The organism is Vibrio sp. 2304 (genome assembly GCF_033339475.1).
GTDB lineage: Bacteria > Pseudomonadota > Gammaproteobacteria > Enterobacterales > Vibrionaceae > Vibrio > Vibrio alginolyticus.
Genome location: NZ_JAWOUQ010000008.1, coordinates 80,670 through 107,126, shown reverse-complemented (window position 1 = coordinate 107,126; position 26,457 = coordinate 80,670). Strand labels below are relative to the sequence as shown.

At 43.8% G+C, this 26,457-nt stretch carries 25 protein-coding genes; 13 read left to right on the top strand and 12 right to left on the bottom strand.

The features are described from left to right. Window positions 1–102 precede the first annotated feature (102 nt). Window positions 103–552, top strand: coding sequence for a ferric iron uptake transcriptional regulator FcrX (fcrX, locus tag R7P64_RS16450; protein ID WP_005382141.1), 450 nt, complete (start codon window positions 103–105; stop codon window positions 550–552). Between the two features lie 221 nt (window positions 553–773). On the opposite strand, the gene glnS is transcribed toward fcrX, so the two are convergent. After that, entirely contained in the window at window positions 774–2,444 is a 1,671-nt protein-coding gene (gene glnS, locus R7P64_RS16445) for a glutamine--tRNA ligase (protein WP_005382124.1), read from the bottom strand. Between the two features lie 276 nt (window positions 2,445–2,720). Further along, window positions 2,721–4,214 (bottom strand): N-acetylglucosamine-specific PTS transporter subunit IIBC, encoded by a 1,494-nt coding sequence (gene nagE / locus R7P64_RS16440; protein WP_005384985.1) that lies wholly within the window; start codon window positions 4,212–4,214, stop codon window positions 2,721–2,723. Between the two features lie 489 nt (window positions 4,215–4,703). Between nagE and nagA the strand changes: the two genes are divergently transcribed. From nagA to asnB, 4 genes are all read left to right on the top strand, one after another. Continuing rightward, window positions 4,704–5,840 (top strand): N-acetylglucosamine-6-phosphate deacetylase, encoded by a 1,137-nt coding sequence (gene nagA, locus R7P64_RS16435; protein ID WP_005384983.1) that lies wholly within the window; start codon window positions 4,704–4,706, stop codon window positions 5,838–5,840. 2 nt (window positions 5,841–5,842) lie between these two features. Next, complete coding sequence (gene nagC, locus R7P64_RS16430) at window positions 5,843–7,057, top strand: DNA-binding transcriptional regulator NagC (protein ID WP_005382105.1); 1,215 nt, start codon at window positions 5,843–5,845, stop codon at window positions 7,055–7,057. Window positions 7,058–7,138: 81 nt separating this feature from the next. Continuing rightward, on the top strand, window positions 7,139–8,728 hold the full coding sequence (locus tag R7P64_RS16425) for a cation:proton antiporter family protein (protein WP_047102890.1): 1,590 nt from the start codon (window positions 7,139–7,141) through the stop codon (window positions 8,726–8,728). 230 nt (window positions 8,729–8,958) lie between these two features. Then, window positions 8,959–10,623: an asparagine synthase B gene (gene asnB, locus R7P64_RS16420; RefSeq protein ID WP_005382100.1), complete on the top strand. Its 1,665-nt coding sequence runs from the start codon at window positions 8,959–8,961 to the stop codon at window positions 10,621–10,623. A gap of 115 nt (window positions 10,624–10,738) precedes the next feature. On the opposite strand, the gene rfaH is transcribed toward asnB, so the two are convergent. Further along, complete coding sequence (gene rfaH / locus R7P64_RS16415; protein ID WP_005382098.1) at window positions 10,739–11,239, bottom strand: transcription/translation regulatory transformer protein RfaH; 501 nt, start codon at window positions 11,237–11,239, stop codon at window positions 10,739–10,741. Window positions 11,240–11,572: 333 nt separating this feature from the next. Between rfaH and R7P64_RS16410 the strand changes: the two genes are divergently transcribed. Then, window positions 11,573–12,961: a peptide MFS transporter gene (locus R7P64_RS16410; protein WP_005382097.1), complete on the top strand. Its 1,389-nt coding sequence runs from the start codon at window positions 11,573–11,575 to the stop codon at window positions 12,959–12,961. A gap of 49 nt (window positions 12,962–13,010) precedes the next feature. Here R7P64_RS16410 and hemH read toward each other — a convergent pair whose 3' ends face one another. The 3 genes from hemH to htpG form a co-directional block, all read right to left on the bottom strand. Continuing rightward, window positions 13,011–13,973: a ferrochelatase gene (gene hemH, locus R7P64_RS16405; protein WP_213973130.1), complete on the bottom strand. Its 963-nt coding sequence runs from the start codon at window positions 13,971–13,973 to the stop codon at window positions 13,011–13,013. Between the two features lie 167 nt (window positions 13,974–14,140). Next, on the bottom strand, window positions 14,141–14,785 hold the full coding sequence (gene adk / locus R7P64_RS16400) for an adenylate kinase (RefSeq protein ID WP_005382094.1): 645 nt from the start codon (window positions 14,783–14,785) through the stop codon (window positions 14,141–14,143). Between the two features lie 320 nt (window positions 14,786–15,105). Then, the gene (gene htpG, locus R7P64_RS16395; protein ID WP_318123712.1) at window positions 15,106–17,010 is read right to left on the bottom strand and encodes a molecular chaperone HtpG; all 1,905 of its coding nucleotides are present in this window, start codon (window positions 17,008–17,010) and stop codon (window positions 15,106–15,108) included. Window positions 17,011–17,281: 271 nt separating this feature from the next. Here htpG and R7P64_RS16390 point away from each other — a divergent pair, with 271 nt between their 5' ends. From R7P64_RS16390 to R7P64_RS16375, 4 genes are read left to right on the top strand one after another with little or no spacing between them, the layout of a single operon-like run. After that, entirely contained in the window at window positions 17,282–18,160 is an 879-nt protein-coding gene (locus tag R7P64_RS16390; protein ID WP_213899493.1) for a transcriptional regulator, read from the top strand. A gap of 11 nt (window positions 18,161–18,171) precedes the next feature. Beyond that, on the top strand, window positions 18,172–18,687 hold the full coding sequence (gene toxS, locus R7P64_RS16385; protein ID WP_005382091.1) for a transmembrane regulator ToxS: 516 nt from the start codon (window positions 18,172–18,174) through the stop codon (window positions 18,685–18,687). A gap of 46 nt (window positions 18,688–18,733) precedes the next feature. Next, window positions 18,734–19,489: a sulfite exporter TauE/SafE family protein gene (locus R7P64_RS16380; RefSeq protein ID WP_213973129.1), complete on the top strand. Its 756-nt coding sequence runs from the start codon at window positions 18,734–18,736 to the stop codon at window positions 19,487–19,489. 21 nt (window positions 19,490–19,510) lie between these two features. Next, window positions 19,511–19,789, top strand: coding sequence for a SelT/SelW/SelH family protein (locus tag R7P64_RS16375; protein WP_213973128.1), 279 nt, complete (start codon window positions 19,511–19,513; stop codon window positions 19,787–19,789). A 39-nt stretch (window positions 19,790–19,828) separates the two neighbouring features. On the opposite strand, the gene yfcE is transcribed toward R7P64_RS16375, so the two are convergent. From yfcE to R7P64_RS16345, 6 genes are all read right to left on the bottom strand, one after another. Continuing rightward, window positions 19,829–20,374 (bottom strand): phosphodiesterase, encoded by a 546-nt coding sequence (gene yfcE / locus R7P64_RS16370; RefSeq protein WP_138939153.1) that lies wholly within the window; start codon window positions 20,372–20,374, stop codon window positions 19,829–19,831. A 75-nt stretch (window positions 20,375–20,449) separates the two neighbouring features. Beyond that, window positions 20,450–20,659, bottom strand: coding sequence for a hypothetical protein (locus R7P64_RS16365; RefSeq protein ID WP_005382086.1), 210 nt, complete (start codon window positions 20,657–20,659; stop codon window positions 20,450–20,452). A gap of 149 nt (window positions 20,660–20,808) precedes the next feature. Then, a complete protein-coding gene (locus R7P64_RS16360) occupies window positions 20,809–21,216 on the bottom strand; it encodes a CBS domain-containing protein (protein WP_005382085.1) in 408 nt (135 codons plus the stop codon). Continuing rightward, on the bottom strand, window positions 21,213–21,563 hold the full coding sequence (locus tag R7P64_RS16355; RefSeq protein WP_213973127.1) for a P-II family nitrogen regulator: 351 nt from the start codon (window positions 21,561–21,563) through the stop codon (window positions 21,213–21,215). Before R7P64_RS16355 ends, R7P64_RS16360 begins: the two co-directional genes overlap by 4 nt. Next, window positions 21,553–22,344 (bottom strand): DUF1538 domain-containing protein, encoded by a 792-nt coding sequence (locus tag R7P64_RS16350; protein ID WP_005382078.1) that lies wholly within the window; start codon window positions 22,342–22,344, stop codon window positions 21,553–21,555. Before R7P64_RS16350 ends, R7P64_RS16355 begins: the two co-directional genes overlap by 11 nt. Further along, the gene (locus R7P64_RS16345) at window positions 22,341–23,075 is read right to left on the bottom strand and encodes a DUF1538 domain-containing protein (protein ID WP_005382077.1); all 735 of its coding nucleotides are present in this window, start codon (window positions 23,073–23,075) and stop codon (window positions 22,341–22,343) included. Before R7P64_RS16345 ends, R7P64_RS16350 begins: the two co-directional genes overlap by 4 nt. Before the next feature lie 255 nt (window positions 23,076–23,330). Here R7P64_RS16345 and R7P64_RS16340 point away from each other — a divergent pair, with 255 nt between their 5' ends. The 3 genes from R7P64_RS16340 (at window position 23,331) to R7P64_RS16330 (ending at window position 26,444) form a co-directional block, all read left to right on the top strand. Next, window positions 23,331–24,245: a TIGR01777 family oxidoreductase gene (locus tag R7P64_RS16340; protein WP_047102894.1), complete on the top strand. Its 915-nt coding sequence runs from the start codon at window positions 23,331–23,333 to the stop codon at window positions 24,243–24,245. A gap of 44 nt (window positions 24,246–24,289) precedes the next feature. Then, window positions 24,290–25,117, top strand: coding sequence for an SDR family oxidoreductase (locus R7P64_RS16335; RefSeq protein WP_318123708.1), 828 nt, complete (start codon window positions 24,290–24,292; stop codon window positions 25,115–25,117). Between the two features lie 472 nt (window positions 25,118–25,589). Beyond that, on the top strand, window positions 25,590–26,444 hold the full coding sequence (locus R7P64_RS16330) for a co-chaperone YbbN (protein ID WP_005388628.1): 855 nt from the start codon (window positions 25,590–25,592) through the stop codon (window positions 26,442–26,444). Window positions 26,445–26,457 lie beyond the last annotated feature (13 nt).

The following is a 26,457-nucleotide window of genomic DNA, read 5'->3' as shown; positions in this document are numbered from 1 at the left end:
AACCCTTTGAAGTTCGTGGTTTAATGTTCCGAACGCTTATCCTATAATGGTAGGAAGATTGAATTCTGTTAAATCGCTGCAGATGATCCAACGGGAAAGTATATGTCAGATAATAATCAGGCGCTGAAGGATGCGGGTTTAAAAGTAACCCTTCCGAGGCTAAAAATTCTAGAAGTACTTCAGCAGCCAGACTGCCAGCACATCAGTGCTGAAGATTTGTACAAAAAGTTGATTGATCTAGGTGAAGAAATTGGCCTAGCAACTGTTTACCGAGTTCTAAACCAGTTCGACGATGCTGGTATTGTAACTCGTCACCACTTTGAAGGTGGAAAGTCAGTCTTCGAATTATCGACTCAACATCACCACGACCACCTAGTGTGCCTAGACTGTGGTGAGGTAATTGAATTTTCTGACGATCTTATTGAAGAACGTCAAAAAGAGATTGCAGCTAAGTACAATGTCACACTAACAAACCACAGCTTATACTTGTACGGCAAGTGTAGCGATGGTGGTTGTAAAGACAATCCAGATGCACACAAACCGAAAAAATAAGGGTTTGTTAATTTAAAAAGTAAACGTCAGCACATGCTGGCGTTTTTTGTTTCTAGAAGTCAGTACCTTAGACGTCAGCACTTTGGTTACAGAACAAAAGCTACTAAACGCCCATCTTTTTCTCCACAGTCTTGCACATCTATATAGCGCTCTGTGGGAGTAGGTATAAAAAATGCCAGCGTTTGCTGGCATTTTTTCATCATTCTCAGCATTAATCGAGATTATTGATTCTCAATTTTTGCCCAGGTATCACGTAGACCGACCGTGCGGTTGAATACTAGATTATCTGCTGAAGAGTCTTTCGAGTCTGCACAGAAGTAACCCATACGTTCAAACTGGTAACCTTTTTCTGCTTCTGCAGAAGCTAGGCTAGGCTCGACAAAGCCATTGATCACAACTAATGATTCAGGGTTGATAGTAGAAGCAAAATCTTCCGCTGCGCCTGGGTTTGGCACCGTAAATAAACGATCGTACAGACGAATTTCCGCTGGAAGAGCTTTATCAGCTGACACCCAATGAATAACGCCTTTCACTTTACGACCATCTGCTGGGTTTTTACCTAGCGTATCTGCATCGTAAGAACAGAAGATCGTTGTGATGTTGCCTTCGGCATCTTTTTCAACGCGCTCAGCTTTGATCACGTAAGCACCACGTAAACGAACTTCTTTACCTAGCACTAAACGCTTGTACTTTTTGTTCGCTTCTTCACGGAAGTCTTCACGCTCAATCCACAATTCACGCGTGAATGGCACTTCACGCACGCCCATTTCAGGTTTATTTGGGTGGTTGGCAACTGTCAAGTTTTCTACTGCGCCTGCTTCAAAGTTTTCGATAACAACTTTAACAGGATCCAGTACAGCCATTGCACGCGGAGCGTTCTCGTTTAGGTCATCACGAATACAAGATTCTAATGAACTAAACTCGATCATATTTTCTTGCTTCGTTACACCAATACGCTTACAAAACTCACGAATAGATGCAGGTGTGAAGCCACGACGACGCAGACCTGAGACAGTCGGCATACGTGGATCATCCCAACCATTAACCAGTTTTTCAGTAACTAGCTGGTTAAGCTTACGCTTAGACATCACTGTGTATTCAAGGTTTAAACGACTGAACTCGTATTGATGTGGACGGCTTTCGATCGTGATGTTGTCTAGAACCCAATCGTACAGACGACGGTTATCCATGAATTCAAGCGTACAAATAGAGTGCGTAATGCCTTCTAATGCATCAGAAATACAGTGCGTAAAGTCGTACATTGGGTAAATGCACCACTTATCACCAGTTTGGTGGTGCGTAGCAAAACGCACACGGTATAAAACTGGATCGCGCATGACCATGAATGAAGAACCCATGTCGATTTTAGCACGAAGACACGCTTTACCTTCTTCAAATTCACCAGCGCGCATTTTTTCAAACAACGCCAAGTTCTCTTCAACAGAACGGTCACGGTATGGACTTGGTTTACCTGGCGCCTTTAGTGTGCCGCGGTATTCACGAATTTGCTCTGGACTTAGCTCATCTACATACGCTAAGCCTTTGTTAATCAATTCAATTGCATATTCGTAAAGCTTATCGAAGTAGTTTGATGAGTAACATACTTCACCACTCCACTCAAAGCCCAACCAGTTTACATCTTTCTTGATAGACTCAACGTATTCGATGTCTTCTTTTTCAGGGTTTGTATCGTCGAAACGCAGATTACATTGACCCTGGTAGTCCTGAGCAATACCGAAGTTCAAACAGATAGACTTAGCATGACCGATATGCAGGTAGCCATTTGGCTCCGGCGGGAATCGAGTATGCACGCTAGTGTGTTTACCATCCGCTAGATCTTTATCAATGATCTGGCGAATAAAGTTTGATGGACGAGCATCAGCTTCACTCATCTATAGCACCTCAAAAATATTAGTATTGTCAGAGAAAACGGAACCCTGTATCCAAGTATGGTTTCACAGAGTACATTGTTCCTAATGATCCACAATTCTAAGCAATTAGACAACAAGAACTCGCTCTAAAACGACAATATTTATCGAGTTGGCGTGAAAGCAAAGCAGATTCAAAGGGCCTAAACGAAAAAAGGCCTCCTGCGGAGGCCTTTTGCGATGTTGTAGTATCAATTGTTTGCAATACCAATAACAAACAATCGCACCACTATTAAACAGTTAAGCTGGTAACTGAACACCACTTAAGTCTTCATCTTTAGATACATTCTTCATCTCACCAGCAACAATCTCTGCTAGTGGACCAAGGATAACTTGTAGGTTGTTTGTACCTAGCTTCACAACTCCCATAGCTCCAAGATCTTTCAGAGTTTTCTCATTGATAACGCTCATATCTTTCACAGAAAGGCGCAAACGAGTAATACAGGCATCGATAGAACTTAGGTTGTCATGACCGCCAAGTGCTTTCAAGTACTGACGAGCAAGCTCAGAAGAATTGCTTGATCCAGCCACGTTAGATGAAGCTTCTTCATCATCTTCACGTCCCGGTGTTTTAAGGCCAAACTTAACAATCACGGTACGGAACACGAAGTAGTAAACCGCAAAGAAACCAAGACCTTGTACAATGAGCATGTACCAGTTTACCGCTAGCGGGTTACGAGTTGACAATACTAAGTCGACTAAACCAGCAGAGAAACCGAAACCTGCAATCCACTGCATTGATGCCGCGATATAAACTGATAGACCAGTCAGCGCTGCGTGAAGAACGTACAGTCCTGGAGCAAGGAACATGAATGCAAATTCAAGTGGTTCTGTTACACCTGTAAAGAATGAAGCAAACGCAGCCGCAATCATGATAGATGCCACTTTCTCTTTATTCTTTGATTTCGCAGTATGGTACATCGCTAGAGCAGCGCCTGGTAAACCAAACATCATGATTGGGAAGAAGCCCGCTTGGTACATCCCCGTAACACCTACCGTTGCCGTGCCTTCAGCTAATGATTTCGCACCGCCAAGGAAGTTTGGAATGTCATTAATACCAGCAACATCAAACCAGAACACTGAGTTTAGTGCATGGTGCAGACCAACAGGAATTAGAAGACGGTTGAAGAATGCGTAAACACCTGCACCTGCTTCACCCATACCTTGAATGCTTTCGCCAAAACTGACCAGACCGCCGTAAACTGATGGCCAAACGTACATCAGGATGAACGCAATAACGATACCAGCAAAAGACGTTAGGATCGGTACAAGACGCTTGCCAGAGAAAAACGCCAGTGCTTTGTGCAGCTCTACGTGAGAAAAACGGTTGTACAACTCAGCAGAAACAATACCAACCAAGATACCTACGAACTGGTTATTGATTTTACCAAATGCAGCAGGTACTTCACTTGGGTCAATGCCTTGAATTTGTGATACTGCACCAGGGGCCAAAAGCGTTGTGACAACTAAGAAGCCCACGAAACCTGAAAGTGCAGCGGCGCCATCTTTGTCTTTAGACATTCCATAAGCAACACCAACAGCGAACAATACTGACATATTGTCAATGATCGCTGCACCAGCTTTAATAAGAAATGCAGCAAGTGCACTGTTTGCGCCCCAGCCATTTGGGTCGATCCAGTAGCCAATACCCATGAGTATTGCTGCTGCAGGAAGTGTGGCAACCGGCACCATAAGCGCCTTACCCACCTTCTGGAAGTATCCGAGAATGTTCACCTTAAGTTCCCCCTATAGGATTAGATGTTATGTTGAATGACTTATTTCAGCCGTCCAATTTAGTCATCCTAAGTTTATGATATTAATTTTGCTCCGCAAATTAAAAGCTCACCGTTTGTGATCATAATCACCACAATTTGCCCTTTCGGAAGGTTTTTGCTAGCGAGATCATAAAACTTATTTTATTATACGAAAAAATGGCGTTTTAAAGATAATATTCTCGCACTTTATGCAAGGCAGAATCAGTGTTATTTTGGTATCTAGGCGGGTAAATCACTGTAACTTTGCTCTGAAAAAGAATCATAAAAAACCATACAATTATTACTTTTCAGTTAGTTACTATGACAATAACATCGATAAAACGCGACTTGCTGTATGTGACTCGTTATCTAATTCAGTGATACAAACTAAGTACCCATATGACTGAAGCAGTCTCTACTTAGATAACGATATAGAAATTGAATTCTCATCTATAAGGACTAGCTGACTATGTACGCGCTAAGTAACTGTAAAATTTATACCGGTAGTGATGTTCTTACCGATCATGCGGTCATCATCGAAAACGATCTTATTCAATCTATTGTGCCGGTTTCTGAGCTACCTCAAAGCATCGAAGTAAAAGACCTTGCAGGCGCTAATCTAAGTCCAGGCTTTATCGATCTGCAGTTGAACGGTTGTGGCGGTGTAATGCTAAACGATGCAATTACCCCTGAAACCATGCAAATCATGCACCAGGCAAACCTCAAATCTGGCTGTACTAGCTTCCTGCCAACACTCATTACGTCATCTGATGAAGATATGCGAACTGCAATTGCCGCAGCTCGTGAGTACCACAACAAGTATCAAAATCAATCGCTTGGTTTACACCTCGAAGGTCCTTACCTTAACGTCGCGAAAAAAGGCATCCATAACGTCGATTTTATTCGCCCATCAGACGAAAGCATGATCGACCTTATCTGCGCAAACGCCGATATCGTAGCGAAAGTAACACTAGCACCTGAGCATAACGACCCAGAGCATATTGCGCGATTAAAGGCTGCTGGCATCGTGGTTTCAATTGGCCACACAAATGCAACCTACGCCGAAGCACGTAAAAGCTTTGAAGCAGGCATTACTTTTGCTACACACCTCTTTAATGCAATGACACCAATGGTTGGTCGTGAACCAGGAGTTGTTGGTGCAATTTACGATACTCCTGACGTATATGCTGGCATTATTGCTGATGGTTTTCACGTCGACTACGCAAACATCCGAATTGCTCATAAAATCAAAGGTGAAAAGCTTGTTTTGGTGACGGATGCCACAGCTCCAGCAGGTGCTAACATTGATCACTTTATTTTTGTCGGTAAGAAAGTATATTACCGAGATGGTAAGTGTGTTGATGAAAATGGCACGCTAGGCGGCTCAGCTTTGACAATGATTGAAGCAGTTCAGAATTCAGTTGAGCACGCGGGGATCGCTTTAGACGAAGCTCTACGAATGGCCACGTTATACCCAGCAACAGCAATTGGTGTTGAGGATCGCCTTGGCCGAGTTCGAAAAGGGATGGTTGCAAACCTGACTATTTTCGATCGTGACTTTAAAGTAAAAGCGACGGTTGTTAACGGACAATACGAGCAAAATTAAGCATGAATGGCGGACAGATTGGTAATGTAGATTTAGTAAAACAGCTTAACAGCGCTGCGGTATATAGGCTGATTGATCAGCAAGGTCCTATCTCCCGTATTCAAGTCGCGGACGTGAGTCAGCTCGCGCCTGCTAGTGTTACCAAAATAACCCGCCAACTTTTAGAGCGCGGCCTTATTAAGGAGGTCGCCCAACAAGCTTCAACTGGTGGTCGTCGTGCGATCTCTTTGACTACTGAAGTCAAACCTTTTCATTCGATTGCCGTTCGCTTAGGTCGAGATTACGTACAGTTCAGTTTATACGATTTAGGTGGCACCGCGCTGGCAGAAGATCAGCATGAACTGCACTACACTAACCAAGCAGACTTAATCGCAGGACTTATCGATTTATTAAAAGATTTCGTAAGCCGTTGCGAAGACAAAATTGATCAACTCATCGCTATCGGCATCACTTTACCGGGCCTTGTTAACCCAACAACTGGCGTGGTCGAATACATGCCTAATACCGATATCGATAATCTTGCTCTCGGTGAAATTGTTGGAGAGAAGTTTAATACAGCATGCTTTGTTGGCAACGACGTACGTGGCATGGCGTTGGCTGAGCACTACTTTGGAGCAAGCCAAGACTGCCAGGATTCTATTTTGGTTAGCGTCCACCGCGGTACTGGCGCAGGTATTATCGTTAACGGCCAGGTTTTTCTTGGTTTTAACCGCAACGTCGGTGAAATTGGTCATATCCAAATTGACCCGCTTGGTGAGCAATGCCAATGTGGAAACTTTGGCTGTTTAGAAACCGTAGCTGCAAACCCAGCGATTATTCAACGAGTGAAGCAACTGATTACTCAAGGATACGAATCAAGCTTAACCGACCTTGAAAACATCACAATTGAAGCGGTATGTCAGCACGCAATGAATGGTGATGAACTTGCGAAACAGAGTTTAGTGCGAGTGGGCAACCAGCTAGGTAAAGCGATTGCGATTACGGTTAACTTATTTAATCCACAGAAAATTGTAATTGCTGGCGATATTACTGCAGCACAAGATATTGTTTTCCCTGCAATTCAACGCAATGTAGAGAATCAATCTCTTAAAACTTTCCATAACGACCTCCCTATCGTGGCTTCTCACATTGATAAGCAGCCAACGATGGGCGCATTTGCGATGATTAAACGCGCTATGCTGAACGGAGTTTTGTTACAAAAGTTACTGGAAGACTAAGTTTATACAACCAATTGAGTTACAATCTCGGGCTGTGTTTTCACAGCCCGTTTTTGTATATCAGGAATACAGCTTAACAGTATGGAAATTATTCTAATTACAGCCGCTTTTTTAGCTGGTTTTATTGCGCTTAAATGCAGCCTCCCTCCCCTCGTTGGTTTTCTACTAGCTGGATTTGGCTTGCATGCATTTGGTTACCAAAGCAATGACGTTATCGTCACTCTCGCAGATCTTGGTGTTACTCTTCTTCTGTTTACTATTGGACTCAAACTCGATGTAAAAACCCTGCTGTCCAAAGAAATATGGGGAGGGGCAACCGCCCACAACATACTCTCTACCGCTTTTTTTGCCCTAGCGTTATCCGGCTTAAAACTACTGGGCTTGACTTCGCTAGCCAGTATGGACGGCAGCCAAATCCTGCTTTTAGCTTTTGCACTATCGTTCTCTAGTACCGTTTTTGCCGTAAAAGCATTGCAAGAAAAAGGCGAAATGAACGCGACCTACGGCACACTCGCGATCGGTATCTTGGTTATGCAAGATATTTTTGCCGTAGTATTCCTGACTGCTTCAACCGGAAAAGTCCCAGAATGGTATGCCATCGGTTTGTTCGCACTGCCTTTCCTTCGTCCTCTATTCTATAAGCTGCTCGATAAAGTTGGCCACGGCGAAATGCTAGTGCTATTCGGTATTTTCTTCGCGCTTGTTATCGGTGCTGGGCTATTCGAGTTGGTCGGGATGAAACCAGACTTGGGCGCGCTAATTTTAGGCATGCTACTCGCAGGTCACCCAAAAGCCTCAGAACTATCCAAGTCATTATTCAATATGAAGGAGCTCTTTTTAGTCTGCTTCTTTTTAAACATTGGTTTATCCGCCTCATTGAGCGTGAATGGCGTCGTTCTCGCCCTGCTATTTATCTTACTGCTACCAATCAAAGGACTCTTGTACTTCGTCACTATTAATCATTTTAAGTTTCGAGTACGTACCTCTTTGCTCGCCTCTTTATCACTATTTAACTACAGTGAGTTTGGTCTTATTGTTGCAGGGTTGGCCTATAAAATGGGCTGGATGCCAAGTGATATGCTTGCTGCGATTGCGGTTGCGGTGTCGGTATCCTTTGTAATTTCCGCGCCACTTAACCGCCTTAGCCATAAAATTTATCAACATTCAGGTAAGTGGCTGCAAGAGACAGCGGTAGAAAAGCTCAATCAACGCGACCAACTCATCAACCCAGGTCATGCCCAAGTATTGATCTTAGGTATGGGGCGTATTGGAACCGGCGCTTATGATGAGCTACGTTCACGCTATGGCAAAATTTCATTGGGTATAGAAATTCGTGAAGACGCTGCACATCATCATCGTTCAGAGGGAAGAAATGTGATTTCTGGTGATGCCACCGACCCGGATTTCTGGGAGCGAATTTTAGATACAGGTCATGTAAAACTGGTTCTGCTTGCAATGCCACATCATCAAGGTAACCAAACAGCACTTGAGCAGCTTAAACGCAGAAAATATAAGGGGCAAATTGCCGCTATCGCCGAATACCCAGATCAATTGGAAGGCTTACTTGAAAATGGCGTTGACGCAGCATTCAATATTTATAGTGAAGCTGGTAGCGGTTTTGCTCGACACGTCTGTAAACAACTTCAACCTAAATTCACACCAATTAAATAAGCAACAGCACTGATATTTTTCGGAAGGCTTTCTATTGATAGAAAGCCTTTTTTGTATAGTTTTTATACCAAACCTTGATCTCATTCACCAAAACAACGGTTGAGTTAAATATTTTCCATGCAACAAGGCCTTTTATCATTTTTTTAATCACAAAACGTTGCTTTTTTTATTAGTAATGGCAAATTTAAACCATACCGATTAGAAATTGTTTAGTTTAGTAAGGATGTAGTATGTGTTCAGTATTTGGCATTTTAGACATTAAAAGCGATGCAGCCGCATTGCGCCCTATCGCATTAGAGATGTCGAAAAAACTTCGTCACCGTGGCCCAGACTGGTCTGGGATTTACTCTTCAGAGCGTGCTATTTTAGCGCACGAGCGCTTGGCGATTGTTGGTCTAAATAGTGGTGCACAGCCGCTATACAGCCCTGATAAGAAGCTCATCCTTGCCGTCAATGGTGAAATCTACAACCATAAAGAAATTCGTGCTCGTTACGAAGGAAAGTACGAATTTCAAACCGATTCAGACTGTGAAGTCATTCTTGCACTTTACCAAGATATGGGTGCAGATCTCCTTGAAGAACTAAACGGTATTTTCGCTTTTGTGCTATACGACGAAGAAAAAGATGAGTATTTAGTCGGCCGTGACCATATTGGTATTATCCCTCTTTATCAAGGTCACGATGAGCATGGTAACTACTATGTGGCATCAGAGATGAAGGCTCTTGTTCCAGTATGTAAAACAGTAAGTGAATTCCCTCCTGGTAGCTACTACAGCTCTAAAGATACTCAGCCAACACGTTACTATGTTCGTGACTGGAACGAGTACGCAGCAGTACAAGGTAACAGCACTAGCAAAGAAGAATTGACGGAAGCGCTAGAAGCGGCTGTTAAACGCCAACTAATGACTGACGTGCCTTACGGTGTGCTTCTTTCAGGTGGTCTAGATTCTTCTATTACATCTGCGGTAGCAAAACGCTTTGCAGCGATGCGTATTGAAGATGATGAAAAGTCTGAAGCTTGGTGGCCTCAACTGCACTCTTTTGCTGTTGGCCTAGAAGGCGCGCCTGACCTGAAAGCCGCTCGCGAAGTTGCCGACCAAATTGGTACCGTTCACCACGAAATGACGTACACGATTCAAGAAGGTTTGGACGCGATTCGTGACGTGATTTACCACATTGAAACGTATGACGTGACGACTATCCGCGCATCAACACCTATGTTCTTAATGGGTCGTAAGATCAAAGCGATGGGTATCAAGATGGTATTGTCTGGTGAGGGCGCTGACGAAATTTTTGGTGGCTACCTGTACTTCCACAAAGCGCCAAACGCGAAAGAGTTCCACGAGGAGACAGTGCGTAAACTGCTTGCTCTGAACATGTTCGACTGTGCTCGTGCTAACAAGTCGCTGGCAGCATGGGGAGTTGAAGGACGCGTACCTTTCCTAGATAAAGAGTTCATTGATGTAGCAATGCGCTTGAACCCAGCAGACAAGATGTGTGGCAACGGTAAAATGGAGAAACACATCCTTCGTGAGTGCTTCGAGCACTACCTGCCAGAATCGATCGCATGGCGTCAAAAAGAGCAATTCTCTGATGGCGTTGGCTACAGCTGGATCGATACGCTGAAAGAAGTCGCGGAACAGAAAGTGACAGACCAGCAGATGGAAACAGCTCAATATCGATTCCCATACAACACGCCAACGACAAAAGAAGGCTACGTGTACCGTGAAATCTTTGAAGAGTTATTCCCACTTCCATCAGCAGCAGAGTGTGTACCAGGAGGCCCTTCAGTAGCGTGTTCTTCAGCGAAGGCGATTGAATGGGATGAATCGTTCCAAAACTGTGTTGACCCATCAGGTCGTGCAGTACAGACCGTTCACAACGACTCATACTAATTCTCTACGATAAAGATAAGGGTCGGTTCGTCCAACCCTTTTAAAACAGACAGAAAATTAGATACGATCAAAAAGAGGTGCTTTTGCACCTCTTTTTATGTTTGATGGAATTAGGCTATTTTAAATCTAAATCACTATTGTCTATGCTGACAGGCACACGCTTGGTGATCATCTGAACTAGCATAATTGAGCGTTTCTCACCATCTTGTTCTTGGAAGATGGCATCTATGCCCGCAAATTGACCGCTTTTAACTCTAATTTGATCGCCTGGTTTTGGCATACATTCAGAAACGGTATTGTCATTACAACACTTTTCTAGCTGCATCAATTCGAAGACCAAGTCACCTTGAACTTCTTTCGGTTGAGCACCAAAACGCACAAAGTCAACAACACCTCGAGTAGAGCGGACTGAGGTGAAGTTTGGCCCTTGCTCATAATCAAAGTAAGCGAATACGTAACAAGGAAACAGCGGCTCCTCGACTTTTTGTCTTTTACCGCGCAAAATCTTCTCAACTTCTACAGTTGGATAAAAGCATTCTACACCTTGGTTTTCAAGGTGTTGTTTCGCCCTAACCTGCTCCCCACGTTTACAATAAAGTAGATACCAACGTTTCATCTTTTTACTAGCCAATTCTATTTTGTTTTTATCCTAGCATTAAGCCAAAGTTGAGTCATTGATATTCAGTTTATCTATAAAAGTATGATTATACATCGCTCGCATTAACGACATTTTTCAGCAACTTACGATAAAGAAGTCCATAGGCAAAAATGGAAATTAAGTTTGTAATACAACCAATACACCATCATATAATCTGCAAATCTAATCAAAAACAGCCACTTAACAAACAAAAATAGTTGAATGGCAAAATTTTATTATTTGTCACTCGTTGAATTGCATTGTATACGTAGAAGTCGTTAAAAAATGTAATAACTATTATTAGAAGAGCTTATGTCAAACCAACATCAATATTTTGGTCATCCACGTGGCCTGTTCTTATTGTTCGGTACTGAACTGTGGGAACGCTTTTCTTACTACGCAATGCGTGCCATTCTCGTGCTTTACCTCACCGATACAACAATGAACGGCGGCCTTGGCTGGTCAACCAAAGACGCATTAGACCTATACGGCATATACACAGGGCTTGTGTATATCACGCCTCTTATCGGTGGTTACCTAGCAGATAACTATTTAGGTCAACGTCGCTCAATTTTGCTTGGTGGCGCGTTAATGGCCATCGGCCAGTTTACTCTTGCACTTCCTGCTGATGCTTTAGGTATTGGTTCGCTACACAGTTTCTATTTAGGTCTTGGCCTACTTATCACTGGTAACGGTCTCTTTAAGCCAAATATCTCAACCATGGTTGGCGACCTTTATCAAGAAGGTGACAACCGTCGTGACGGCGCATTCACTATCTTTTATATGGGTATCAACTTAGGTGCATTACTTGCCGGCGTCGTTTCTGGCTCTGTGACAACCTCTTACGGTTGGAAAGCTGGCTTTGTTGCCGCTGGTGTGGGTATGCTGGTTAGCCTAGTGATGCAAATGGTACTGGCTCAATCATGGCTTGGTGATATTGGCCGCGAACCAGCGGCGAAACGAGATCTAAATAACAAAAACGCCACCACGAAGCAGCCACTCACCAAAGAAGAAGTGAATCGACTAAAAGTAATTCTGGTCATGAGCTTATTCACTATTGTCTTCTGGGCAGGCTTTGAACAAGCAGGTGGCCTGATGAACATCTACACTCAACAATATACTGATCGCATGATTGGTGGTTTTGAAGTTCCTGCTGCGTGGTTCCAATCACTAAACCCATTTTTCATTATTACTCTAGCGCCAGTTCTGGCTGTCCTTTGGGTAAAATTGGGTAAACGTGAACCCACTTCGCCAGTGAAATTTGCAATGGCACTATTTTTCTTAGCGATTGGTTTCCTTTGTATGGTTGGCGCAGTGCTAGAACAAGGTGGAGATACAACAGTAAAAACATCGATGTTATGGTTGGTCGGCGCTTTCTTCTTCCACACATTAGGCGAGCTGTGTTTATCTCCAATTGGTCTTTCATTGGTGACTAAATTAGCACCGCTTCGCTTAGCTTCACTTATGATGGGTGCATGGTTTGGCTGTAATGCGATTGCTAACTATGTTGCGGGCTATGTGGGTTCTCACGTAGGCGAGTTAGGCGCTATGGCTATCTTTAGTGGTATTGCGGTCAGCGCAACCGTAAGTGGCGTAATTTTGCTCCTATTCTCTAATACACTCGTTCGCTGGATGCATGGCGCTGAAAATACGCACAGCACGGCAGAGCAAGTAGAAGAGCAGCAAGTACAAGTTGCTTGATCGCTCAACTAAACGTAGAAAGGGTCGCTATTGCGACCCTTTTTTGTATCTAAAGTTTAGATTGAACTAACTCAACCATCATCTCGATATGAAGTTCACTATCGTTCAAACAAGGGATGTAGGTAAAGTTTTCACCACCTGCTTCAAGGAAAATCTCTTTACACTCTTCCGAGATCTCTTCCAACGTCTCTAAACAATCTGAAGAAAATGCAGGGGTCACAACATTAATATTTTTCACACCCTTTGCAGGAAGTGCCTCTAGGGTCTTATCGGTATAAGGTTGAAGCCACTCTTCTCTCCCAAATCGGGACTGATACGTCATGCCAATTTGTTGTTCGCTTAAACCTAACGCTTTCCCAAGCAAGCGAGTCGTCTCTTCACAATGCTGTGGGTAAACATCACCATTGTCAGCATAACGTTTTGGAATACCATGATAAGAACACAGCAGGTAATCTCCCTGACCATTCTTTTGCCAATGTTCACGAACTGAATGCGCTAACGCTTCAATATATTTCGGGTGATTGTAATAATCACGAATAAAGCTAAAGCCTGGCATCACAGGCAGGTTCTTAAATGCTTTAGTGATTCCGTCAGAAACCGCTGCCGTTGTTGTGCCCGAGTATTGCGGATACAACGGTAAAACAATGACTTCATCAACGCCTTGCGCCAATAGGGCTTCAAAGCCTGATTGCAAACTTGGGTTACCATACGTCATACCAAGATCTACAGGTATATCAAGCTTTTGTGCTAACTTTTCCGTTTGGCGTTTAGAGTACACCATCAACGGCGAGCCCTCTTCCATCCATACTGATTGATAGAGTTTGGCAACTTTAGGAGCTCGGATAGGAAGGATAACGCCGTGCAATAGTGGACACCAAAGCCATCGAGTCATGTCTACCACTCGGTGATCATGAAGAAACTGACTTAAAAAGCGCTTTACGGCAGGAGCGGTTGGTGCGTCAGGAGTTCCCAGGTTAACTAGGAGTACACCCTGTTTATTATTCTCTTTCATAACATCCTATTCATGGTAAACGGCTTGGTTCATATATTTAAGTAACCTCGAAGTAACGAATAGCCGAGCTGAAGTTAATTAGATATATGTTTACGAGTAAACTAAAAAAAGCGACCACTTGGGCCGCTTTCAATATATCAAAATATTAAATTTTTGACTTCAGCAAATTAAGATAGTGCTTTCTCGATATCCGCACTAACTTCAGCTACTTGCTTAGTACCATCAAACTTAAGGTACTTAGTCTTGCCTGCTTCAGCTTCTTTGCCGTAGTAGTTGATTAGCGGTGCAGTTTGCTCGTGGTAAACACCTAGACGAGCACGTACTGTTTCTTCTTTGTCGTCATCACGAACAACAAGATCTTCACCAGTTACATCATCTTTACCTTCCACTTTAGGCGGGTTGTAAACCACGTGGTAAGTGCGACCAGAAGGAAGGTGAGCACGACGACCAGCCATACGCTCAACAATTACATCGTCTGCAACGTCAAATTCGATAACGTAGTCTACGTCTACGCCCATTTCTTTTAGGCCGTCAGCTTGAGGGATAGTACGTGGGAAACCATCTAGTAGGAAACCGTTTGCACAGTCTTCTTGAGCGATGCGCTCTTTGATAAGACCAAGGATGATTTCATCAGAAACTAGCTGACCAGCGTCAATAACAGCTTTGGCTTGTTTACCAAGCTCTGTACCTGCTTTGATAGCAGCACGAAGCATATCACCAGTAGAGATTTGTGGAATACCGTATTTTTCCATGATGAAGTTTGCTTGTGTGCCTTTACCTGCACCTGGAGCACCTAGAAGAATGATGCGCATGATTTATCCTCTTTAATATTTAAGATTTATACCGAAGCTCACAATAGCTGACCTCTTAGACATCAAACCTGAGAAGCACCTGCAACGATAAGTTTCGGTATAACGTATATAGGCGAGCAAAAATACACGCCTTATTACTCACATTCAAGTCGCAGATTCTATCACAGGTTCTCTGAGCAAAGAGTGTATTAAGACTAAAGAATGTTAACAGTACCCTCTTTCACGCCCTATTGATTATTAACTCAGCACTTGAGATGCAAAATTTTGCGACAACAAACAAAAAGCTCGCGAAATGCGAGCTTTTTGATTTGCAGAGGTTATTACACCTTAGTCAAAAGTTGATTAACGGCTCCTAAGAACTCTGTTGGATCCTCAATAGAGCCTCGCTCCGCTAGCATTGCCTGACCAAGCAGAACTTCAACCCAGCGACCAAACGCTTCTTCATCGGCTTCGTCAGCCATACGCTTAACCAATTCGTGCTCAGGGTTTAGCTCAAAGATGTATTTCACTTCCGGCACAGCTTGACCAGCTGCCGCAAGAAGCTTCGCCATTTGAGTGCCCATTTCGTAATCGTCCGTTACCACAACAGCAGGCGTAGATGCGAGTTTGAAGGTCGTACGAACTTCTTTCACACGATCGCCTAGGTAAGACTTCGTGCGCTCTACAACCGACTTGAACTCTTCTTCGGTTTCTTTTTGCTTCTCTTTTTCTGCTTCATCTTCAAACTGACTTAGATCAAGCCCAGCTTTAGTGATTGACTGGAACTGTTTACCATCAAACTCAGTTAAGTAGTTTATCAGCCACTCATCAATGCGGTCGTACATCAAGATAACTTCAATGCCTTTCGCTTTGAACTGTTCTAAGTGAGGGCTGTTTTTCGCAGCTGCATAGCTGTCTGCCGTCAAGTAGTAGATCTTATCTTGACCTTCTTTCATGCGCTCAACGTAAGACGCCAAGCCCACAGTTTGCTCAGAAGAGTCCACTTCAGTTGAAGCAAAGCGCAATAAACCTGCAACTTTCTCTTTGTTTGCAAAGTCCTCCGCAGGGCCCTCTTTCATCACAAGACCAAACTCTTTCCAGAATGATTGGTATTTCTCTTCGTCATTCTTGGCCATACGCTCGAGCATCGTTAGCACGCGCTTAGTACAAGCATTACGTAGAGACTGAGTCACTTTATTGTCTTGTAAGATCTCACGCGATACGTTTAGCGGTAAATCGTTTGAGTCTATTAAACCACGTACGAAGCGTAAGTATGACGGCATAAATTGCTCTGCATCGTCCATAATGAATACGCGCTGTACGTACAGTTTCAAGCCTGATTTGTGGTCGCGGTTCATCATATCCCAAGGTGCTTTCGATGGGATGTATAGTAAGCTCGTGTAGTCGTTTTTACCTTCTACACGGTTATGACTCCAGACCAATGGATCGGCAAAGTCATGTGATACGTGCTTGTAGAACTCTTGATACTCTTCTTCTGAAATGTCAGATTTGTTACGCGTCCACAGTGCTTGGGCTTTGTTGATTTGCTCCCACTTCTTCTCATCTGTTTCCTTGCCTTCGTCATCACGAACGACAGTTTGGATTGAAACAGGAATGCCGATGTGATCAGAGTACTTACTGATAACGTCACGTAGACGCCACTCATTCAAAAACTCTTTACCCTCTTCACGCATATGAAGAATGATGTCGGTACCACGTGACTCTTTGGTAATGTTTTCGATGGTGTACTCACCTTCACCCGCTGAGTGCCATTGTACCGCTTCATCAGCGGCTAGACCCGCAGCGCGAGTGCGCACGGTAACGGCGTCAGCAACGATAAATGCCGAGTAGAAACCAACACCAAACTGACCAATAAGCTGAGAGTCTTTGCTCTGCTCTTCAGATAGCTTTGAGAAAAACTCAGCTGTACCAGATTTTGCGATTGTTCCTAAGTGCTCAATCACATCATCACGGCTCATACCGATACCGTTATCAGAAATGGTTAAGGTATTTGCGCTTTCATCAAACGACAGTTTCACGCAAAGGTCTGCATTACCTTCGTATAGATCTGGGTTAGATAACGCCTGAAAGCGCAGTTTGTCTGATGCATCTGATGCGTTAGAGATCAGCTCGCGCAAAAAGATCTCTTTATTTGAATAAAGAGAATGGATCATTAAATGCAGTAGTTGTTTTACTTCTGATTGAAAACCACGAGTTTCTTTATTTTGAGATACGGTTTCGCTCATGTGTGCTCCATAACATCTAAACTAATTGGCTTTTTCATAGGGACAAGTTTGTGACTTTCCCCTTGAAATCACCTTACCGAGATGTCATTTAACATGTGGCTGACAAATGTAAATTCAAGGTCAATATTGCTAAAAACGGTGTTTTTTTAGAAAATTTTAATTATCCTACCCGTCTAAAAGCATCTAAAATGTCGTGCGCACTCCAAGCGCCCCGGTAATTTTGTGACATAAATCACCATAATTACAACATCATCCATCTAAGAAGAACTAAATGACTAACATTGGCACCAAATTTCTACTTGCTCAAAGGTTCACCTTTGATCCAAATAGTAATTCGCTCGCTGACCAACAAAACGGCAACGACGTTGTACGATTAGGAAGCAACGAAAGCCGTATACTTCTGATGTTGGCAGAGAGACCAAACGAAGTTTTAACCCGTAACGAGCTTCACGAGTTTGTTTGGCGTGAGCAAGGTTTTGAGGTGGATGACTCAAGCCTGACTCAAGCGATTTCTACTCTGCGTAAGATGTTGAAGGATTCAACAAAATCTCCAGAGTTTGTTAAAACGGTACCTAAACGTGGCTACCAACTCATTTGTTCAGTGGAACGCTTGAGCCCATTTTCTACTGACTCTAACACTGACGTTGAAGAAACCGCTTCTGAACAAGAAGCGCCAGCAGTGGAGTTAGAAGCGAGCGATATGCCACCAACAGAGGTAGTGACCGATACTACTGCTGATCTTGAGCCTCTAGTAGAGCCGACTAAAACTCAGCCGAAGCCAGCATCTAACACGATTAACTGGCTACCGCGTGTCATTATCTTTTTGTCTCTGCTGCTTCCTGTTTGCGTATTGTTATTCACGAACCCTGCGGAATCCCAATTTCGTCAGATTGGTGAGTATCAAAATGTACCAGTGATGACACCTGTAAATCACCCTCAAATCAACAACTGGTTGCCCTCAATAGAGCAATGCATTGAGCGCTACGTGAAGCACCATGCAGAAGACTCGTTGCCAGTTGAAGTGATTGCCACTGGTGGACAAAATAACCAGCTGATTCTGAACTATATTCATGACAGTAACCACTCTTACGAGAACGTAACACTGCGTATTTTCGCAGGTCAAAACGATCCAACAGACATCTGCAAATAAAGGAGGCCAATATGAAGATTAAATTAGCATCTGCGGTTTTGGCCGTATCCGTTCTTTTCAGTAGTTGGTTGTATTGGGGAAGTGACCTAAAAGTGGAGCAGCTCCTCACAGCAAACGAATGGCAGTCGACCATGGTGACAGTCATTACAGACAGCTTGCCTGACGATACTGTCGGCCCACTACGCCGAGTTAATGTTGAATCAAACGTGAAATATCTCCCTAATGGTGACTATATTCGCGTAGCAAATATAAAACTATTCGCTCAAGGTTCAACCGCAGAATCAACGATAAATATCTCGGAAAAAGGCCGCTGGGAAGTAAGTGACAACTATTTGTTGGTCTCGCCTTCGGAGTTTAAAGATATTTCATCTTCTCAATCAAAAGACTTTTCCGAAGCACAGCTACGTTTAATTACTCAAATTTTTAAGCTAGATGCGGAGCAAAGTCGTCGTATTGACGTCGTGAACGAAAAAACACTATTGCTCACTAGCTTGAACCACGGTTCTTCGGTACTGTTTAAAAACTAATTTTGATTGGATGATAAGGGGGCAAGACGCCCCCTTTGTTTTGCTTATGGATTGGCTAGATACCCTTACCCTTTTTTTCGGTTCACTAATCGCCAACACGCTGGCTTCACTTTCTGGTGGCGGAGCAGGCTTGCTTCAATTCCCTTTACTCATCTTTCTCGGCTTACCGTTCTCCGTTGCGCTAGGCACACATAAGGTGGCTTCGGTCGCTTTAGGCTTAGGCGCAGCAAGCACGCATTTGAGATCAGGCACTATTAAATGGAAAATCGCGCTCTATCTTATCTTGTCCGGCAGTATTGGCGTGATTTTAGGGGCTAACTTAATTGTACAGATCCCTGATGGTATCGCGGAAAAGATGCTCGGCACGATGATCCTAGCGCTGGGTATCTACTCGCGGTTTAAGACATCGCTAGGCCAAGCTGAAGTAATACGCAACCGTCATCCTATTGGTTGGGTTATTGGTGGAATTGGCTTACTGTCTATCGGCATCATTAACGGATCTCTTACCGCAGGTTCTGGTTTGCTCGTGACACTATTTTTGGTGCGCTGGTTTGGTTACGACTACAAACAAGCCGTTGCTTACACCATGATTTGTGTCGGCCTGTTTTGGAATGGCATTGGAGGCATTGCCGTCGTACAGGCAGGGGCCTCTATTCACTGGGCTTGGATGCCTGTTTTATTGTTAAGCTCATTTCTAGGCGGCAGTTTAGGCGCATGGGCCGCGACTCGATACAGTAACAGAGTGATTAAAGTTGCATTCGAAATTCTCACGTTTGCCGTGGGCATCAAGTTGCTGGTTTAAAAAGATTAAAAGGAAAGTTTCATGGATAAAGCAATCATTGATATTTATTACTGCCGCCAGTGCAACTGGATGTTGCGTTCAACTTGGCTATCACAAGAATTACTGCATACTTTTAGTGAAGAAATAGAAACAATCAGCTTACACCCAGACACAGGTGGTCGCTTCGAAATTTTCTGTAATGGCCAGCAAATTTGGGAACGGAAAAAACACAGCGGCTTTCCTGAAGCCAAGGTGCTAAAACAGCGCGTTAGAGACATTATCGACCCAGAACGCGATTTAGGACATTCAGACACAAAATAGGGAGCAATTCGCTCCCTATTTTTTTACTTAGTAAAACCGTTAAATCATGGTTTGTGCTAATACTTCGCCTTCTGGCGTTTTTACCGTTAGCTTATTGTCTTCTAGAGTACCAAAGCTTCTCGGTAAGCCATTACGTGGGAATGTCATCGAGCCTGGGTTGAATATAATGGCTCCATCTTGCATCTCTGCGACGGGAACATGTGTATGCCCGTGGGCGATGATATCACCTTCGCGCAGTGGCGGCCGTTTTTCAGAGTTGTACAAGTGACCATGAGTCAAAAAGATTCTCTTGCCAGATTCAAGTAGCACCCATGAGTAATCCATCATCATTGGAAACTTCAATAGCATTTGGTCCACTTCACTATCACAGTTGCCACGTACAGAAATAATTTGATCACTGTATTGGTTCAATAAGTCTGCTACCTGTGGAGGGTTGTAGCCTTCCGGAATAGGGTTTCGCGGCCCATGGTTTAGCGTATCTCCTAGCAAAATCATGTGGTGCGCACCAGAGGCCAGAAATAGCTCAATGGTTTCTTTAGTTGCTGGCAAAGAGCCATGCAGGTCTGAGGCAAAAAATAGTTTCACGACATTGTCTCCTCAAAAAGTATGAGGTCATTCTACGGCATTTTTTTAGCAGCTCAACCTACGACGGTTTGAATACTACTGATAGCGCAATGATTCAATGACCATAGGCAAAACATAGAACCATGCTGCATACGCTGTTCCAACCAACACCAGTATCCAAAACACCATCGACATAAATTTTGATTTGGCTAGATGGTGCAGCGGATCGGGCTCTCCGCATCCTGGACATGCATGAGCGCGTTTTGAGATTTGTTTCTCACACACGGGGCAAGAGACTAAAGGCATGATACAGATTCCTCGACATTAGGCTTAGGGCGCAAAGAATAATGGTGAATTAACACATATGCAACCTAACATATATTAAATATTTTAGTTCTTTGTAACAGTCGCTGACTTGAGAAAAAATTCGTTGATTTTTCATTTATATCAACCTATTACACTTCTTCTCGCACCATACCGTTGATGACAATATTGTTATAACTCACCATCCCAATGACCTCGCCACTTTCAATGACCGGCGCTCTGCTTATGCCAAATCGCTCAAACAAACGTGCACAATATTTTACGTTCATATCTGGTTCGACACACAAAGCGGGCTTGGTCATGATTTCATAAATATTTGTGCGCTGAGGAGAACGATTATTCGCCAGCACCTTTTTGGCGATATCATTCATCAACACGATGCCATATTCATCATTATCATCTCGCTTTTTCACCACCAGCGCTTTGACTTGGTATTTTTTCGCTAGCGTTATGCCTTCGTATACGGTCATCAGTCCATCAACCATTACATACGTTGCCGCCATAACATCTCGAACTCTAATTATCGTTTGATCACTCATAATTCATCCTCGACTACTTTGCTCAATGTCTCGACTTGATGCGCGACACCGACTGCATCTTCAATATCGATCTGAACAGCAATCCCCTGTCCCGACTCTCTGTCAAATTCACCAACCTCATTAATGGTCTCTAATATGTGTCGAGATAGATGTTCCTCGACCACAAACAGCAGCACATCTTTTTGCACTTCTAGCGTTAAACCAAAAAACGTTCGCTTTTGATTTAAACCTTGCCCGCGAGCATTGTTAATCACTGTTGCACCGGTCGCACCAGCATCGCGTGCAGCGTCCAACACCTTGTCTGTTTTGCTGTCTTCAACAAACGCAAGTATCAATTTAAAGCGCATTTTCTTCTTCCTCCGAGACGTTTTTATTCAGCCACTGGGTTATTTGCGCATAGCCCATCACAGAGATCATAGGAAATAGACTGGCAAACGCGATCAAGCCAAAGCCATCAATCATTGGGTTTCTTCCAGGGACGGTCGAAGCAAGCCCTAACCCTAATGCAGTTACAAGTGGGACAGTGACGGTAGAAGTTGTTACGCCTCCAGAATCGTAGGCGAGTGGAACAATAAGCTTAGGAGCGTAAAACGTTTGAATCACAACGACGATGTAACCCGCGATGATGTAATAATGAATGGGATCGCCCACGACAATCCGGTAACTCCCTAATGCAATACCAATTGCCACCCCAAACGCAACGGCTACGCGCAAGCCGTTAATACTGATACTGCCTCCAGAGACTTGGTTTGCTTTTATCGCTACAGCGATTAAAGAAGGCTCTGCAATCGTGGTACTAAAGCCTATAAAAAAGGCGAAGGTGTAAACCCAATAATAGTCGACCCACATTAAGGCTTTCCCTACCGATACTTTGAACTCTTGTAAAAACTCCGGCGCCGTTAATTGCACAGCCATCGTCTCCCCAAGTGGAAACAACGCCATTTCTAATCCAAGTAAAAAAAGAGCTAGCCCGAAAATCACATAAACGAACCCAAGCAAAACTTTCTTAAGGTTGCTAACAGGACGCCTTAACACCGCTAACTGAAAACCAAAAATAATGCTGGCGATGGGAACGACGTCTCGAACGGTCGATAATAAAGTGTCTAGGAAATGATCAATTGAAATCATGTTACGACCATTCCGTAAACCATCACAAACATCATCGGTAACAGCGAGGCAAAAGCGATTAAACCAAAGCCATCCACCATAGGGTTACGCCCTTTAATAGAAGACGCTAAACCGACGCCCAGTGCAGTGACCAGAGGTACTGTTATGGTGGACGTGGTTACACCTCCGGAATCGTAAGCAACACCAATAATGGCTTCAGGTGCAAACCACGTCAGTATTACAACGCCTACATAGCCACCAATGATCATGTAATGAATCGGCCACCCTTTTAAGATACGCAAAACGCCGATAACGATGGCTATCCCCACTGAGAGAGCTACTGTTACTCGAAGTCCTTCTCCGTAATCCTGCATGGACTGCTCTGAGTTAGCGATCATTCCGCCCTCTGCCGCAACTTCTGAGGCTTCTTCCGCTACCGCGGTCAATGCAGGTTCAGCTATCGTGGTGCCAAACCCCAAACAAAACGCAAAGACTAATAACCAAAACACGCTGCCTTTTTTTGCAAAGGCTTGAGCCATACTCTCTCCGATAGGAAAAAGACCAAGTTCTAGGCCAAAGATAAAAAAGGTTAATCCTAAAACGACAAGCAACAAGCCAAAAAGAATGGAGACCAGGTTGGGCAGCGGCTCTTGCAAAACGACTAATTGGAAAAAAGTGATAACAATGATGATGGGTAATAAGTCACGAGCACTATTGAGGAGCGCTCGAAAAAGCGCAACGAATGCTTCCATGCCTATCCTCCTTGATTGTGCAAACTGATTACGCTCGTTCCAATGAGCGATAACTTCTAGTCTGGCATAGATTTCACTCTTCTACCGTGAATGCACCAGCGCCATCTATAACATTTAGTTACATATTTTATAATATGTGAAGTTAATAGTATCTCTGCCAGCTTGTCACTATCCCAGAAATAATGGTGTTGAGATGATCAAGCTAAGCACAAAACGACTATAATGTTCTAATACGTGTACATTCAAAGAGATAACATGAAGATATTACTCACAGGTGGCACTGGGTTTATTGGCTCGGAGTTGCTCAAGCTGCTATCAACTCACCAGGTTATGCTACTTACACGCTCTCCAGAGCGAGCAAAACAACGCCTACAGCATGCTGATCTGGGTAATATCGAATACCTTGACTCGCTCGAGTCGTTCGCCGATCTCAATCACGTTGATGCCGTCATTAATCTTGCAGGTGAGCCTATTGCGGATAAAAGGTGGACCAGCGAGCAAAAAGAAAAAATCTGCAAAAGTCGTTGGAAAATTACCGAACAAATTGTTGAGCTGATCCACGCAAGTACCGAACCTCCCTCTGTTTTTATTAGTGGCTCGGCAGTTGGCTACTATGGTGATCAACAAGACCATCCGTTTGATGAGTGCTTACATGTTAATAGCGACGACTTTCCTCACGAGGTTTGTGCAAAGTGGGAGCAAATAGCCAAGCGCGCAGAGTCGGAGCAAACTCGGGTTTGTCTAATGAGAACTGGCGTGGTACTCGGCCTTAATGGTGGTGCGTTGGCAAAGATGCTATTACCTTACAAGCTTGGCGTAGGCGGCCCACTTGGGAACGGTAATCAGTACATGCCTTGGATTCACATCCTAGATATGGTCCGCGCCATCATGTACTTGCTTGAAACACCACATGCCCACGGTGCATTCAATATGTGCGCCCCCCATCCTGTGACTAATCGTATATTCAGCGGCACACTAGCTAAAACGCTAAAACGTCCGCATATCTTGTTCACGCCTAAATGGGCGATGGAACTCCTAATGGGAGAATCTTCCTGCTTATTGTTTGATAGCATGAGAGCCAAACCCAAAAAACTCACCGAACTGGGCTTTAAATTTAGCTACTCCAGAATAGAGCCAGCACTCAAGCACTTGCTTCATGACCGGAGCTGATGAATGATGGCTCCAATCAATGCTTCTGAGTCTTAAATTAAATTATGAAAAAGTCGATTCTTATTACGGGTTGTTCAACCGGCATCGGTTACGTGTGTGCTCACGCCCTACAAAACAAGGGATTTAATGTCATTGCATCTTGCAGGAAAGAACAAGATGTCCAGCGCCTAATTAATGAAGGGCTAACCTGCATCAATCTAGACCTAAATAGCCCAGAAAGCATTTCTTCGGGCGTGATGCAAGCGCTAGAATTAGCAGAAGGTAAGCTTTACGCAGTGTTCAATAATGGTGCCTATGGTCAGCCCGGAGCACTGGAAGACTTACCCACCGATGCTCTTCAAGATCAATTTCAGACCAACTTTTTTGGTTGGCACCAGTTGGTCAGAGAAGTGCTTCCTCATATGCGCCAGCAAGGCGAAGGACGCATCATACAAAACAGCTCTGTTCTTGGTTTTGCCGCAATGAAATACCGTGGTGCCTATAATGCATCAAAATTTGCCTTAGAAGGCTGGACAGATACGCTTAGGCTAGAGCTTGCGGATACGAATATCAAAGTGGCATTGATAGAACCAGGACCGATCGAAACTCAATTTAGAAACAATGCATTACGAGCCTTTGAGAAGTGGGTTGATATTGAATCTAGCCCCCATCGTCATGCTTATGAAGGACAAAGAGAGCGACTCAACAACGACAAGTCTAATAATCGATTTGTTTTGCCTGCAGAGTCTTGCATCGCACCAGTTCTTCATGCATTAACTAGCGTTTCACCGAAAATTCGTTATCGAATTACTACACCGACTAAATTATTCGCAGTCTTGAAAAGACTATTACCAACCCGTGTACTTGATAAAATTTTGCGACAGGCTGCATAAAAAAGTTTTGTCGAAATGTAATTTCACCGTAACAATGTGATGTCATTATGAACATGTAGGTTAAAAAAACCTCAACTAAACGAATCAATTTCTACGCAATTCAGCGGGGATTCTTTCGCCCAAAGTGATTGAGTTGCTTAGATTTGGTATCGCCACCCATTACGTTTTGTAGCAATGTTTATACTACTGCGAGGCAACAATGACATTAAATCAGCTTAACTGGCTTAGTGTGGGTGTAGTGTTGACCATGTTCATCCTATTTTGATACCGCACTAACAAATAGCATTAGAATTGCGCTGCTTCGGCAGCGTTTTCTTTTTATCTAACACCTGAGCAGCAATAACCTCACTCTATTACCTCACGTTTTCTCAAAATAGAATGATTCATTATTGATGGTGAATGTCGCTTGAATTTCACCTAAATCAACTCCATATCGAATATCAACGACAAGACACAAGGCAAGGATACTCTGATGCAATCCCCATTTATCGTTGAGATAACAGAACAGAACTTTCGCGAAACGCTTGAAGGATCAATGAACACGCCCGTTTTGATCCACTTTTGGGCCAACGCTCAGCCAGAAAGCGCACAGATACTCCCTGAGTTGCAATCTCTTGCTCAACAGTACAACGGTGCATTTACGCTTGCTCTACTAAATTGTGAAGATCAGCCCGCTTTAGCGTCTCAATTTGGCGTGCAAGTATTGCCAACTATCGCGCTGTTTATAAATGGTCAAGCCGTCGATGGTCTGGGAGGCCCCCAGCCAATTGATGCCATTGCTACCATGCTACAAAAGCATTTGCCAAGCCCAGATGAACAACTATTAAAACAAGTCAGTGAACTTCTTCAGCAAGGTGAGCATGCTCAGGCTTTGAGCATCATCCACACTTTGCCGCCAGAGCTGCAAGAGCGTGGTGATGTGAAACTCGCGATGGCTGATTGTTTGCTAGAAACCAAACAATTTGATATTGCCCAAGAACTACTGAACGCTATCCCTCTCGAGTATCAAGATAACTACTACAAGAGCCTAATAGCCAAGCTCGAGCTGCATTTGCAGGCTGCAGATAGCCCTGAGTTACAGCGACTAGAACAAGCATACGCAGCAGACATGGCAAACTTCGAACTCGCTTGTGAATTGGCGGTACAATACAACCAAGTTGGTCGGGATGAAGAAGCGTTGGAACTGCTGTGGAATATTCTTAAAAAAGACTTGGGCGCCCAAGACGGTGACGTGAAGAAGACTTTTATGGATATTCTCAGTGCGCTAGGTCAAGGTAACGCATTAGCAAGCAAATATCGTCGCCAGCTTTACTCAATTTTGTACTAAGCGCCGCATTCTT